The sequence below is a fragment of the Micromonospora sp. NPDC007230 genome, from assembly GCF_042869115.1.
In the GTDB taxonomy this organism is placed as follows: domain Bacteria; phylum Actinomycetota; class Actinomycetes; order Mycobacteriales; family Micromonosporaceae; genus Micromonospora.
Map to the genome: position 1 here is coordinate 1 of NZ_JBIAFE010000011.1, position 13271 is coordinate 13271.

Annotated in this window: 10 protein-coding genes, 2 tRNA genes and 1 pseudogene; 5 read left to right on the top strand and 8 right to left on the bottom strand. The window is 69.8% G+C overall.

The features are described from left to right. Positions 1-248: 248 nt before the first annotated feature. Entirely contained in the window at positions 249-842 is a 594-nt protein-coding gene (locus tag ACFYML_RS17125; RefSeq protein WP_387421531.1) for a hypothetical protein, read from the top strand. Between the two features lie 111 nt (positions 843-953). Here the strand turns inward: ACFYML_RS17125 and ACFYML_RS17130 are convergent, their stop codons facing one another. After that, entirely contained in the window at positions 954-1610 is a 657-nt protein-coding gene (locus tag ACFYML_RS17130) for a hypothetical protein (protein ID WP_387421532.1), read from the bottom strand. A gap of 311 nt (positions 1611-1921) precedes the next feature. Further along, entirely contained in the window at positions 1922-2521 is a 600-nt protein-coding gene (locus ACFYML_RS17135) for an RNA polymerase sigma factor (RefSeq protein WP_387421533.1), read from the bottom strand. Positions 2522-2795: 274 nt separating this feature from the next. Here ACFYML_RS17135 and ACFYML_RS17140 point away from each other — a divergent pair, with 274 nt between their 5' ends. Next, a complete protein-coding gene (locus ACFYML_RS17140; protein ID WP_387421534.1) occupies positions 2796-3326 on the top strand; it encodes a hypothetical protein in 531 nt (176 codons plus the stop codon). Between the two features lie 474 nt (positions 3327-3800). On the opposite strand, the pseudogene ACFYML_RS17145 reads toward ACFYML_RS17140, so the two are convergent. Beyond that, positions 3801-4120: pseudogene (locus ACFYML_RS17145) on the bottom strand (IS5/IS1182 family transposase); the annotation flags it as partial. A gap of 152 nt (positions 4121-4272) precedes the next feature. On the opposite strand from ACFYML_RS17145, the gene ACFYML_RS17150 reads away from it, so the two are divergent. Beyond that, a complete protein-coding gene (locus ACFYML_RS17150; protein WP_387421535.1) occupies positions 4273-5661 on the top strand; it encodes a tyrosine-type recombinase/integrase in 1389 nt (462 codons plus the stop codon). Between the two features lie 213 nt (positions 5662-5874). Here ACFYML_RS17150 and ACFYML_RS17155 read toward each other — a convergent pair whose 3' ends face one another. The 3 genes from ACFYML_RS17155 to ACFYML_RS17165 form a co-directional block, all read right to left on the bottom strand. Further along, positions 5875-7170 (bottom strand): tyrosine-type recombinase/integrase, encoded by a 1296-nt coding sequence (locus ACFYML_RS17155; protein WP_387421536.1) that lies wholly within the window; start codon positions 7168-7170, stop codon positions 5875-5877. A gap of 356 nt (positions 7171-7526) precedes the next feature. Further along, positions 7527-7599: transfer RNA gene (locus tag ACFYML_RS17160), tRNA-Arg, on the bottom strand. A 36-nt stretch (positions 7600-7635) separates the two neighbouring features. Then, positions 7636-7726: transfer RNA gene (locus tag ACFYML_RS17165), tRNA-Ser, on the bottom strand. Positions 7727-8327: 601 nt separating this feature from the next. On the opposite strand from ACFYML_RS17165, the gene ACFYML_RS17170 reads away from it, so the two are divergent. Continuing rightward, a complete protein-coding gene (locus ACFYML_RS17170; protein WP_387421537.1) occupies positions 8328-9395 on the top strand; it encodes a hypothetical protein in 1068 nt (355 codons plus the stop codon). Between the two features lie 126 nt (positions 9396-9521). Here ACFYML_RS17170 and ACFYML_RS17175 read toward each other — a convergent pair whose 3' ends face one another. After that, positions 9522-10295 carry a CPBP family intramembrane glutamic endopeptidase gene (locus ACFYML_RS17175; protein ID WP_387421538.1) on the bottom strand — a complete coding sequence of 258 codons (774 nt, stop codon included), beginning with the start codon at positions 10293-10295 and terminating at the stop codon, positions 9522-9524. 173 nt (positions 10296-10468) lie between these two features. Here ACFYML_RS17175 and ACFYML_RS17180 point away from each other — a divergent pair, with 173 nt between their 5' ends. After that, positions 10469-11590, top strand: a complete 1122-nt coding sequence (locus ACFYML_RS17180) for a globin domain-containing protein (protein ID WP_387270754.1) — start codon at positions 10469-10471, stop codon at positions 11588-11590. Between the two features lie 128 nt (positions 11591-11718). Here the strand turns inward: ACFYML_RS17180 and ACFYML_RS17185 are convergent, their stop codons facing one another. Next, on the bottom strand, positions 11719-13242 hold the full coding sequence (locus ACFYML_RS17185; protein WP_387421539.1) for a peptide deformylase: 1524 nt from the start codon (positions 13240-13242) through the stop codon (positions 11719-11721). Positions 13243-13271: the final 29 nt, after the last annotated feature.

Consider the following 13271-nt stretch of genomic DNA (forward strand, 5'->3'; position numbering starts at 1 on the left):
CTTCCGCAACCCCGAAAACCAGCGCCTCCGCACCCGCACCGCCACCACCCGACGCCACCGTGGGCAGCTCGACCCCGCCTAACTTCGATGAGCCGATATGTTGGCCGGGCCTCGCCGAATGAGCAACGGGGCGCAGACACCAGCGTCTGGGAACGGGGACCTTTAAGAAGCGGCTGCGGTGCGTCACCACCGCAGCCGCCGCGTGTCCTCGGCCCTGTTTCGCTGGCCATCGACCAGAGGAGGTCACGATGAGGACGAAGCCCAGAGTACTTGCTGCTTTGGCGCTCGCGGCGCTTGCGCCGCTGGGTGCCCTGGCGGCACCGGCTCAAGCGCACACCAGTGCCGGCAAGGCGGCGCAGTCGGGGCAGTACTGCGTGGTGGTGCTCGGCAAGGCGTCCAGCCCCGGCGAGGTGTCGCCCGAACTGTACCGGCATTGCTCGGCGACGCCGTTCGACACCAAGGCTCACCTGCGCTCCGGGCAGGCGCAGAAGGCGTACCTTGCCCGCAACGCCGACACGGTGTCGACGGATTCGTCGCCGGAAACCCTGACCGCCGCAGCCCAGGTTCATCTTATTCGTGCATGGGAGGATGCGAACTATAAGGGCCAGTACTGGGACTACTACGGTGGTGCAGCGTGTGACCAGTACGGTTACCGCTGGGATCCGGATACGTGGTGGAGGGACCACCTCAGTTCGATCGAGAGCGGCTACAACAGCAAGTGCACCCGTGCACGGCTGCATACGTGGGATTTGCAGAAGTGGGGCGAGTTTGCTCTCTCGCTCTCGTACGTCGGGTCGACGTACAACGATAACGTGGGCCGCGTGCAGATATGGAATGGCTGACATGATCTTCTACCTGCGGGCTTAAGTCAGGTCCGCAGGCACGAGACCCAGTGGGCGGGCCGCGACGGCCGCGGGCCGCCCACTGTGCTCACCCTCTCCCAACCGCCGATGTCATGGACGTACCTCTGTGGAGCCAGTTTGCCCCCTGTCCAGCCAGACCGTGTACGCTGTGGTTGCGGGAACCTGGACAGGTAGATCGCTTTTTTCGAGAACGATTGACTCGGCATCGAGCAATGCGCCGGTATCGGGAGAAAATACCAGCACAATCTTCTCGGCTACTCCATCAGTCTTGTCGGCGCCGATGGCGACGCCGGGTCGTCCGACCCGGTCGGTCGTCTGTCCCATCGCGGTCACTCCTGGCTGGCTCGCGAGGAGTTCCAGCAGGTCGCCCTGCATGTTCGGTGGCACGACTTGCCTGCCCCACAGATCAGCGACTGCTCTGAGGAAGCCCGCGGAAGTGTTGGCATTGAGGGCTGTGCGCAGAGACTCAGGCGTCGCGGTGCTGGAAACGAAACCGGCATAAAGCCCTCCCGGACCGAACTCTTGGTCCGAGGCTATAGAAACGCCATCGTCGCGCTTGAGTCGCCCCGACCCGTCAGCAGCGATCCACTGTTCCCGCTCAATCTCTGTGATACCGGAGCGAAGGATCCGACCCTCGGTATTGGCGGCCACGCCCAGGTACCAACCTCGTTGGTGCATGTAATGATAGGGTCCGATTCCCGGAGGTGCTGGCTGCTGCCGCGCCCGAGCCGCCAAGTCCATCAGCATGCTGCGGACTGTCTGTGACTGGCCGACAGGGGTATAAGTCAGCATTGCCGGCGTCGCCGCATACGCGGTGCTGCCGCCAAGAAGCGATGGCACTGACAGAGACGCGACTGCAGCAAGCCCAGCTAGGCCAGCGACGATCACGGTTCGACGAGAGACTGCTCCACGCCCTCTGGCCGGTGAAGCACCGATCGACGTCGCAACAGCGGAATCTCCCGCCAGCCAAGGCGCCGGCGAAGGCCGATCGCGGCTGAGCGTGTCGGCCGGGAATCTCTGCGCCTGCATTCGCTCCAGCGCGGTCCGGACCCGCCTTTTCATCGATACCCCCTGATCTCCTCGTCGTCGACCGTTGTCGACCCGACTGTTAATGTCGCCTGGCCATGGCCGCTTCGCCTCTGGCGCTCGCCGCCACTGTCCCGGCGGCCGTCAATCTGCTCGAGTGCAGCGGCGAACCGCCGTCGCGCGCGATGAAGCCGAACGGTGAACGCCATCGTCGAGCAACCCGCGACAGCCGCCGCCTGCCGATGTCCTAACCCGTCCCATACGGTCAAGATCAGGGCTTCGCGGTCCTGATCGGCGAGCTGCGCCAACGCGGCAAGCACGGTCATGCGCTCGACAACGACCGCGTCAGCACCTGACGGTGACGTCTTCTTGGCGCAACGGGCCAACTCCACCGCGATGGCATCCTCGCGCTGCCCTTTGCGCAACTGTTCCCCGATCAGGTTACGGGCCGTAACCAGAAGCCACGGCAACGCAGGCTCGGGTAGATCTTTGCGTCGCCGCCATGCGATCAGGAACGTCTCATCCGTGACCTCGACGGCTTGGTCGGCTGCAATGCGCCGCACGGCATACGCCAGAACTCGCGGATGCATCTCCGTGTACAAGCACGTGAACCATGCGTCCTCGTCCTCCACACCGCTGATCCTCTCTGACCACTGCTCGCTCAAGACGTAATGGCGCGAGCTCCGCCTGCCATTACAGGCTTCGACCAACTTTTTCTGATCAGCGGGCCATTTTGTGCGCCCCGGTCACCGAGCGTCGGGGCAAGGATGGCCAAGGCCGCAGCGACGGTCCGCTACACGCCATGGAGGGGAGGCCGACGTTGGGAAGTGCTTCGGGGCGCTAACTCATGACTACGGGGGCCATGGGTGTAGCGAGGATCTGTCTGCCCCCGAACAGGAGGCGGCATTGAAGCGCACCTTCCTCTCGCCCGGCCGAATGCTGATGACAACCCTGGCGGCGATCGCTCTCGTCCTCGGGCTCGGCGCTACCAGCGCGAGCGCCGACGACGGGCTTTCCCCGTCCAACAAGTCGACCCTCGTGCCCGACTACACGGAGATGCTGTGGTCCCTCGTCGGGTCGCAGAGCGAGGAGGAGATCGACAGGATCGCGAATTCCGGACACGATGTCCAGTTGCTCCTTGACCCCAAGGCCGGCAAGATCCTGGCCGCAATCGACACCGAGAGCACGTTCACCCCGTCCGCGCTCACCCGCCTCGGCCCGGGATGCTCTACGGACAGTCTCTGCATGCTGAACAGCGTCCCGAACGGCTACATTGGCACTGGTGAGCTGTACGGCACCTGGTCGAGCGTGTACAAGTACGCCACAGGCGACAGGGCTGGCACGTTTCGCTACAACGGTCTCGACTGGACGCACCCTGCCCGCACGACCGTGAACCTCCCGGACAGGGAAACGATCACCTACATCGCTCGATACTGAACTCCGTCTGACGAGCGGAACGTGGCAGGGCCCGGGTCGTCCGGGCCCTGCCACGTTTCACGGTCCGTCGACCGCGGTCTTCTCCTCCAAGGCTTCCCCGTGCGCAAGGAGGCTCCGTGTCAGAGCGAGCTAAGGAGTGCCGCACCGCACCGAAACGATACGGCCAGAATCGATGGTGAGCTCAACGCTCGGCCACAAGGTCGTTGGAGTCCCCGTGTTGTCTGCTTGAACCGTAGGAGGCCCGCAAACCGAGAACGTATCAACCTGCAAGGGTCGTTCCACCGGCTCGCCGGTGAGAAAGCCAAGGCCCAGCATCACGCCGGCGGCAATGACAAACCGAGGGTGCGGGCGTCGCAGAGGCGGCGAGCTGCGCGGCGGCGCATCCAGATCAATAACTGGCATACCGTACGTTAGCGCCTGGGCCAGCCCAAGGACCATCCTCCAGGTCCAACCCGCCAGAGCGGCACGTGCGGCGGGGCAGCAACGCAGTTTGGCCAGGAGCTTCCAGGTCTTGAGCGGGCGCGAATACGGGCATGGCTGCGGTTCAGGGCCCGCCGGCGGCGGGACAGTTTCGGCCGGTAGCGGTGGCGTTTGAACGGGCTGTACTGTCCGCCGCCGGCTCCCTGATAGCCCTTGTCTGCGAAGGTCATCACATCAACGCTGGCCAGCGTGCCGTGAAGGCGGGCAGCGCTCAGGCCGTGGGTGGCGCTCAGGTCGTGGGTGGCGCCGGGCAGTGCTGCCGAGGCTCAGACCAGGCGTCCTGCGTTGTCCGCGAGCTCCAACACCCCTTTCCCGGCCCGGTCCCCTGCCCCCAAACAGAACCGCCGATTCGTATCGCTCAGAACCATTCACAATCGGCCGGAATCGTGAACCACCCCGGAATGCGCCTTTCACCCCACTGTCCCTGGGTCAGGGTATGACCACCATCGACAAAGGGAGAAGAGCGATGAAAAGCCACGGTGCGATCGTGAAGCGGTGCGGCTGCCTGAACCCGGCCACGAGGCGGGCGCTGGGCAATGGCTGCCCAAGGTTGCGGGAGCAAGACCACGGGAGTTGGTATTTCCACTGCTCCACTCGGAATCTGCTCGGTCAGGCGGAGCGCGTACGTCGGGGTGGGTACGCGTCGGAGGCGGCCGCGCGGCGGGCCCGCGACGAGTTCCTGGTCCTGTCGCGCGAGCAGCAAGCCGGCCGGTCGTGGACGGTCGACAGGTGGTTGCGGTACTGGCTGTCGACCAGGACCCGAATCCGCCCCACCACGACGATGCACTACACCCGCGACGTCGAACGCTTCCTCATCCCCCACATCGGGCACCTGGTCCTGGGAGACCTGACCGCCCGGCAGCTCAACGCGGCGTTCACGCAGATCGCCGCCACCCGCAACCGGTCCGGCCAGCCCCAGACGCCGTGCACGCTGCAGCACGTCCACACCACGCTGCGGGCCGCGCTCAATGCCGCCGTCCGCGAAGGGCTCCTCATGGACAACCCGGCTCGGCGGGTCGAGCTGCCCGCCCAGGAACGTCCTCTGGCGCAGCTGTGGACCGAGGCGCGAATCGCCGAGTGGGAAGCCACCGGGCAGCGGCCGTCTGTCGCGGTGTGGACTCCGGCCCAGCTCGCCGCGTTCCTCGACTACGTCCGCGACGACAGCCTGTTCGCCCTGTGGTGGCTGATCGCCCTGCGCGGCCTGCGCCGCGGCGAAGCCGCCGGCCTGCGCTGGACCGAGATCGACCTACACGCCCGCCAACTAGCGGTCGTGCGGCAGCGCACCACCGCCGGCTACGACGTGCACGAAGGCCCACCCAAGTCCGCGACCAGCCGCCGCACCATCGCCCTGGACCGGCACACCGTACGAATCCTGCGCCGCCACGCCGACCGGCAACGCCAACACCGTGCCGTACGCATCGGCGCCGGGAAGGTCTGCCTCGACAGCGGCTACGTGTTCACCAGCCCCGACGGGCTACCGGTCCATCCGGGCTACCTCACCCAGCGCCTGCGGCTCCTGGTCGACCGGGCCGGACTACCGCCGATCCGGCTGCACGATCTTCGTCACGGTGCCGCCACCCTCGCCCACGCTGCGGGCGCCGATCTCAAGACCATCCAGCATCAGCTCGGCCACGCCACCATCCGCATCACCGCCGACACCTACACCACGAGCCTGCCCGCCACCCAGCACAAGGCCGCCGAAGCCACCGCCCGCCTCATCCTCAACGCCGGCAAACCCGGCGCCGAAATGCGGCGGCCCGCCGGCCGCCGGGACAGCGCAGCACGACGCCCAACGCCCGCCGAGAAGACGAAGCCAGCCAGCGACACCCGCGCAGCCAGAAGCGGTCCAAGATGAAGGACCAGGCCGCGCCGAAGGGCAAAAGTCGGCGGACACGCGAAAGGAGCGCACCCTGACCCGGTTGCGCGCCGCCCGGGTGTTAACGATCTCGCCACGGGCTGCCCGGGGAGACAGGAGCACGTCCCTGCCTCCCCGAGCAGCCCGACCGGCTTTCGGACGCCGCAGCCGCACCTGCCCACCCAGGGTGTGCGGTGACAGTGATCGGCAGGATCAGGCCTGGGAGGCGCCCTCCAGTGACATCCGGATCTTCGCGTGCGACAGCAGCAGCTCGGCGCTGGCACGCACCGCTTCCTTGGCCATCTTCTTGAACACGTAGATGTAGGTCTCGGCGGTGGTGACCGGGCTGGCGTGGCCCATGTCGTGCTGGATCATCTTCAGGTCCACCCCGGCCGCCGACGCCAGCCCCGCAGCCGCGTGCCGCAGGTCATGCAACCGCACCGGCGGCAACCCCAACTGCTTGACCAGCTTCGCGAACCGGCGGGTCAACCAGTCCGGGCGCACTGGACGCCCGTTCGCGTGGACGAACACCCGTCCCATCGGGTCAACCCCGCCGTGGCGGCGCCGCTGCTCATGCCACAACTCCCACAACAGCTTCACCGTGGCCTCGTCGAGGGCCAGTGTCCGCACCCCGGCCGCTGACTTGGGCGGGCCAAGGTGCTCCCGCCCACCGATGACGATGACCTGCTCCCTGATCGTCAACTCTCCCGCGGCCAGGTCGATGTCCTCCCACCGCAGGCCCGCCATCTCACCCCGACGCGGGCCGCGCAGCGCCACCAGCCACCACAACACGAACAGCGGATCGTCGCGCACCGCCTCAAGGAACCGCGCAAGATTGTCCAGATCCCACACCGCGACCCGTGGGCGCACGCCGGTCTCCCGCCACACCGCCTCGTGCTCGTCATCCCAGACCACAGCGTGCGGGCGCGCCCCGTTCGGCAGCCGCAGATTCCGGGCAGCGTTGTGGCCGACGATGCCCTGCCGTCTCGCCTCCGACAACGCGCTACGCAGCACCGCCCGGATCCGGCTCACGCTGCCCGGCGAGATCAACCGCCCGCCACGCACCACCTGACGGCAGATCACGTCCATGGCCCGCTGAACCGTCTTCACACGCAGCTTGCTCAACCGATACATGCCGAGGTGCGGGATCAGGTACTTCTCCACGATGCTGCGGTAGTTGAGCACCGTCGTGGGCCTCAACCGGCCCTCCAGCTCCGACAACCAGAAACGCAGCCACCGTCGCACCGTCCAGGTCCGCGCCACCGCCTCCGGCCCCGGCAACTGCGCCAACTCCCAACAGGCCCGCTCAGCCTCAGCCAGAGTGGCGAACCCGCCCCGGCGAACCCGATCACGACCACCGTCAGGCGTGGGGACCTGCAAGGAGAAGTACCAGCGCCCATGGCTCAGGTCCGCCAGCCGAACGCAACCGGCGCCGAACTGCTTACCCGTCTCCTCGTCGCGGCAGCCACACCGCCGGTATACCTGCCCCGGCCCCTCGAACACCCGCATCAACGACACCGCCCGAAGGCGTCGCCATGGCCGCTCAGCAGGCCGTCCGGGCGACGACGGGCGCCGAGGGCGTCACTCTCCACCCAACCCTGGAACCAGACATAAAACCAAAACTCATCCGTACCGCAGCAACGATGCAAAGTTCATCCTTAACAGATATGCATCGGACTACGGACCAGGAAGTTTGAGATTCAAGCCCTTCGCACGCACCCTCTTGATCCGCTGCGCGCTGGCACCATCGACCAGCTCAGCGACGCCGCATGGAGCCCTGACCGTGTGTCACAGGCGTGACTCACACGTGACTCACACAGGCTCAGGGGAGATAGCCACTCGGCTATCTCCCCTGTTCAAGAAGGCGCGCCCGAAGGGACTCGAACCCCTAACCTTCTGATCCGTAGTCAGATGCTCTATCCGTTGAGCTACGGGCGCTTGTTGCTCGGCCAGTCTACACACCCGGCTTTCGCGCGGAGACTCCGGGATTCGAACCCGGGAGGGGCTTTAAAACCCCAACCGCATTAGCAGTGCGGCGCCATAGACCAGACTAGGCGAAGTCTCCCCGGTGGCCCGGAGACCACCGCGCCCGAGGATACAGGCCCACACCCGCCCGGGGCAAAGCGACTACCGGGAAGGGTCCGTCCGCTGCCTTTCCCCCGTGTGCGACGTCACGCTCCGGACTAGGCTCCATCGATATGCAGGAGCAGCCGCCGAGCGATCCGCCCCGTCGCGAGCCAGCCGCCGACGCCCGGCGAAGCCGCACCGCGAAACCGACCTTCACCCCGCCCCCGGCCTCCGAACCGTCCACGGAAGGTGCCGGAGCCGCCGCCGGGGCAGCGCCTCGCGCACGGCGGGCGAAGGTCGCTCCCATCGTGATCTTCCAGCCGCCCGACGCGGCCGCCACCGCGCCGCGCGCCGGCGGCCCCGACGGCAGGCCGGAGGCATCGGCCGCCGCGCCCCGCCCCCGCCCGTCCGCAGAAGACGGCCCGACCTCGAGTACGCAGGACAGCACGGCCGGGCGTGGGACGCCCCCGGCCGACGGCGGGACGCCAGACCCGGCGGACGGCGGAAGGACGGACCCGGCGGACAGCGGGTCGGCCGAACCGGCCGACGGCCGGGTGACAAACCCGGCCGATGCCGCTCCGGCGGGCGAGGAGGCCCCCATGCCGACCCGCCGTACCCCGGTCAGGAAGGCAACCCCGCCGGCAAAGAAGGCCACCACGACCGGGAAAGCGACCCCGCCAGCAAAGAAGGCCGCCGCGACCAGGAAGGCGGCCACGGCGAAGAAGGCCACCCCGGCCGCCCGGAAGCGGGCCGCCGAGACGGAAGCGGATCCGGCGGCAGCAGCGCGGTCAGCGGGCACGGCTCCGGCTGTAACCGCGCGGGCGGAAGACCAACCTCCGGCTCGGATCGGACCGGAGAAGAGGGCCGCGAAGACCGCCAAGAAGGCGGCCCCGGCGAAGAAGACCGGGCCGGCGAGGAGGACGGCCGGCGAAGACCCGACACCCGCCGCTGCCCCGCCGCCGGAGACGCCGAAGATCACCGCGGCGACACCGGGTCCGCTCGCTGGGGACGAGCCGGAGTCGGGGCGTACCCCTGGAGAGAGCTGGCGGGCGGTGGGCGCGCGCCTGCTCGACCACCCCGGCTTCGCGCCGGAGCTGCTGGCCCGCGCCGCGGTGGAGGCCCTCGGGCCCCGCGCCGGCGACTGGGTCGAGCGGACCCGGGACAGGTACCCGGATGCGGACGCCGACGGGCTGGCCCGGCTGGCGACCCGGCGGTTCGTCCGGCTGGCCGGGACGGGTGGGGCGCTCGCGGCGGGCGCCGGGCTCCTCGCGCCGGTGGCCGAGCTGGCGGCGGTGCTGTGGACCCAGGCCAACCTGGTGCTGCACCTGGCGGCGGTCTACGGCCGGGACCCCGGGCACCCGGACCGGGTGGTCGAGCTGCTGGTGCTGACCCAGGTGCACCCGGACGCCGGCACCGCCCGCGCGGCGCTGGCTGCGGTGACGTCGGCGGGCGCGCCGGCGGACGGCCCGTGGCCGCGGGCCGCCGAGGCGGCGTGGCGGCTGGCCACGCCGTTGGCCGCGCAGGCGGGCGGGTGGCTGGGACTGCGGGTGGCGTCGCGGCTGTTGCCGGGGGCGGCGCCGCTCGCCGCCGCGGCGGGCGACTCGGCCGCCGCCGAGCGGTTGGCCGCCCGTGCCGTCAGCCTCTACCGACCAATCCGCCGCCGCTGACCGCGCCGCCCTCGCCGGGCACGCCAGGTTCGCCGGGATGCCCACCAGGTGCGGCAGGTTGGGCGATCAGCAGGCGGGGACAGCCCGAAATGCCGCAACCAGTGGATGGCGGCGGGGCCAGGGCGGTCAGAGCCAGCCGAACCAGGACTTCGGCAGCAGCGCGTACCCGACGAAGGCGACCACGTCGAGCAGGGTGTGCGCGACGATCAGCGGGGCCACCCGCCGGGTACGCAGAAAGAAGAGGCTGAACACCACGCCCATCACGGCGTTGCCGAGGAACGCGCCGAAGCCCTGGTAGAGGTGGTAGGAGCCGCGCAGCAGGGCGCTCGCCGCGATGACCGCCCCGAGCCGCCAGCCGAGCTGCCGCAGCCGGGTGACCAGGTAGCCGACCACGATCACCTCTTCCAGCACGGCGTTCTGCACGGCGGCGAGGATCAGCACCGGCACCGCCCACCAGAGGTGCGGCAGGGCGGCCGGGACCAGGGTGGCGTTGATGCCGAGCTGCGCGGCCGCCCAGACCAGCGCCAGTCCGGGCAGGCCGATGAGCGCCGCCAGCGCCGCCCCCCGGGCCAGGTCGGCGCCGGGTCGGGTCAGGTCCACCCCGAGCGCCCGGGCCGGGTCGCCGGGGTCGCGGGCCAGCAGGTGTACGGCGAGCAGCACCGGCAGCAGCGCGAAGAAGATGCCGAGGAGCTGGTACGTCAGGTCGAGGTACGGCCGGGCCGACGCGGAGGTGTTCAGCGCGGCGGTCTGCTTCGCGAGCCCGCCCGTGGCGGTCAGCTTGGCGATCAGCGAGACCAGCGCGTACACCGCCGACTGCCCGAGGGAGAGGCCGAGCACCAGCAGCGTCTCGGTGCCCAGGGTCCGGCGGGACACCGGCCGGGTCAGCTCGTCAACCGTCACCGGACCACTGTGCCGCACGCGCGGGCGGGCCGGCACCTGTCAGCGCATGACGAGGATGACGCGGCCTCGCGGGACCCGGGTGAGCCGGTCGCACATTCTGTGCGACCGCCGTACACGCTGCGTGGAGATTCTATGGGGGCCCGATCCGCCGTCAGAAGAAGGAGCGTCCCCCCGTGGAGAACTTCGCGCGGCTGCTGAAGGAGAGCTGGACCCTGGTCGAGGAGGACCGGGAACGGCTGAGCGGTCACTTCTACGCCCGGCTGTTCCTCCTCGACCCGGAGCTGCGCAAGCTCTTCCCGGTGCAGATGAACGGGCAGGGCGACCGGATCCTGGAGGCGATCGTCACCGCCACCCAGACGGTGGGCGACCCGGAGAGCTTCGACGAATGCCTGCGGGCGCTGGGCCGGGACCACCGGAAGTACCACGTCGAGGCCGCGCACTACGAGACCATGGGGGTCGCCCTGCTGGACGCGCTGCGCAGCACCGCCGGGGACGGCTGGAACCTGGAGTACGACCAGGCGTGGCGGGAGGCGTACGCGAGCATCTCGGAGAAGATGCTGGCCGGGGCGGCGGCGGACGAGAACCCGCCGTTCTGGCACGCCGAGGTGCTCACCCACGAGCGGTACGGCCCGGACACCGCGGTGCTGACCGTCCGCGCTCTCCAGCAGCCGCTGCGCTGGCAGGCCGGCCAGTACGTCAGCGTCGAGGCACCCCGCTACCACCCCCGGGTGTGGCGGACGTACTCGGTGGCGAACGCCCCGAACGACGACAACGTGCTCGAGTTCCACGTGCGGACGCCGGCCGGCGCGGCGGGGTGGTTGTCGGGGGCGTTGGTGCGCCGGACCAAGCCGGGTGACCTGCTGCGGGTGGCCGCCCCGATGGGGTCGATGACCCTGGACCGGTCGTCCACCCGGGACATCCTCTGTGTGGCCGGCGGGGTGGGGCTGGCCCCGATCAAGGCGCTGGTGGAGGAGCTGACCGGGTTCAACCGGACCCGCTGGGTGCACATCTTCTACGGGACGCGCCGGCCGGAGGAGCTGTACGGCCTGCCAGGCCTGGAGGAACTGGTGGCCGCGCACCCGTGGCTGTCGGTGACCCCGGCGTGCAGCGCGGATCCGGACTTCGACGGCGAAGTGGGCGACATCTCCGAGGTGGTCACCCGGTACGGCCCGTGGACGACCCACGACTGCTACGTCTCCGGCTCGGCGGCGATGGTCCGGGCCACCCTGCGCGCACTCGCCGCGGACGACGTTCCGCCGGAGCACATCCGGTACGACACGTTCGGCAACCTGTAGCCGTTTCTCCCCCCGAACCGGGTCGCGTGCCCCTGCCCCCTGGGGCACGCGACCCGGTCCCCGATCACCGGTACGCGGGCCGGGCCGGCAACCGGCCCGCGTACCGGAATCTCACGGCGTTCGGGGCGTCAGTAGCGCCAGGGGTTGCCGGTCTCCCGGTATTCCTCGACCGGCACCAGCGGCACGCCGGGGGCCATCCGGTCGACGTAGAGGCGCCCCTCCAGGTGGTCGATCTCGTGGGCGACCAGCCGCGCCATGGCGTACTCGAAGGACGTGATGACCCGGCTGCCGTCCCACTGGGCGTGTTCCACGTCGATCCGCAGCGGTCGCGGCACCAGCCCCCGGTGGTCGAAGAAGGAGAGGCAGCCTTCGTACTGCTCGTCGGTCTCGGACGCGGTGTCGACCACCCGCGGGTTGAGCAGGACGACCGGCTCGGCCGCCCGGTCGGCGGGGCGGACCAGCGCGGCGGCCCAGCCGAGCCCGAGCTGCGGGGCGGCGATGCCGACGCCCTTGCTGAACGGGTGCAGCTCGTCGAGGCGGACCAGGACGGCGGAGAGCCGATCGACGACGTCCCGGGCGGCACGTTCGTCGCGGGGCAGGTCGAACTGGCGGACGGGCTGCCGGAGCAGGTCTTCGCCACGCTGCACGATGCCGAGGGCGCGCATCCGGTCGCTGGCGCGTACCCGGCCGCGGGGAGCGTCGGGCTCGGTGTCCGAGGGCTCGCTGCGGAACCGCCACTGCATTCGGTAGCGGGCGTTCAGCGGCGGGTCTTCGGTGGCCCAGTCGTAGCGGGCCCGGCCGCCGTCGTCACGCCGCTGGATGGGGGTACGCAGGGGCCCCTCCTCGGCGGAGAGGGAGGTCTCCATTCCCCACACCTTCGGGTCGAGCCCGGCGGGGAGGTCGAGCCGGACGGCGAGGTGCCGGGTGGGCAGGCGGACGGCACGTTGAAACCACGGGCCCCACTTGTCCCGGCCGACCTGGTACGCGTATTCGATGGTGACCCGGTCGCCGGGGTAGAGCGGGAAGCGGCCCTCGTCGTTCTCGAAGAGCAACCAGATCTCCTTGAACGCGTCCCGGTCGTGCTTCGCCCGCCAGTGCATCGGCTCCCGCGCGCCGCCGTCGTCCCGGTAGGCCTGCAGCTGCAGCTCGGCGAAGGTGAGCGGGTGCTCCCGGTGGTGCCGGTTGGATCGGCCCGGGTCGTTGGGGTAGCGGTCGACGGCGACCCGGACCAGGTAGCGGGTGACCGGCTCGGTGCCCGCGTTGTAGAGCTCACGCCGGATCGCGCAGTGGTAGCCCTCGCCGGTGTGGGTGAGGGTGGCGGACTCCCGCTCGACCACCAGGCCCGTGCCGGGCGGCAGCCACTGGCCGGGGGCGGGCTGGTCCCGGTGCGTCCCGCCGGAGCGGCCGTGCCGCAGCTCGTCGTACTCCCGGAAGCGCTGCCAGATCGCGCCGCTGGCCTCCAGGACGGCCTCGGCCCGGCGGGCGAAGTCCTCGGTGGGCCGGTGCCGGCGTCCCTCGACGTGGCTGACGTACGACGGGTCGAAGCCCATCAGGGTGGCCAACTGCTTCTTGGACAGCCCTCGACCGGTGCGGTGCCGGGCGAGCTCGGCCGCGAACGAGTCGGCGGCACGCTCGATGGGTGAGGTCGTCATCGGCTTCCTCGGCGCGGGAAGACCATTTT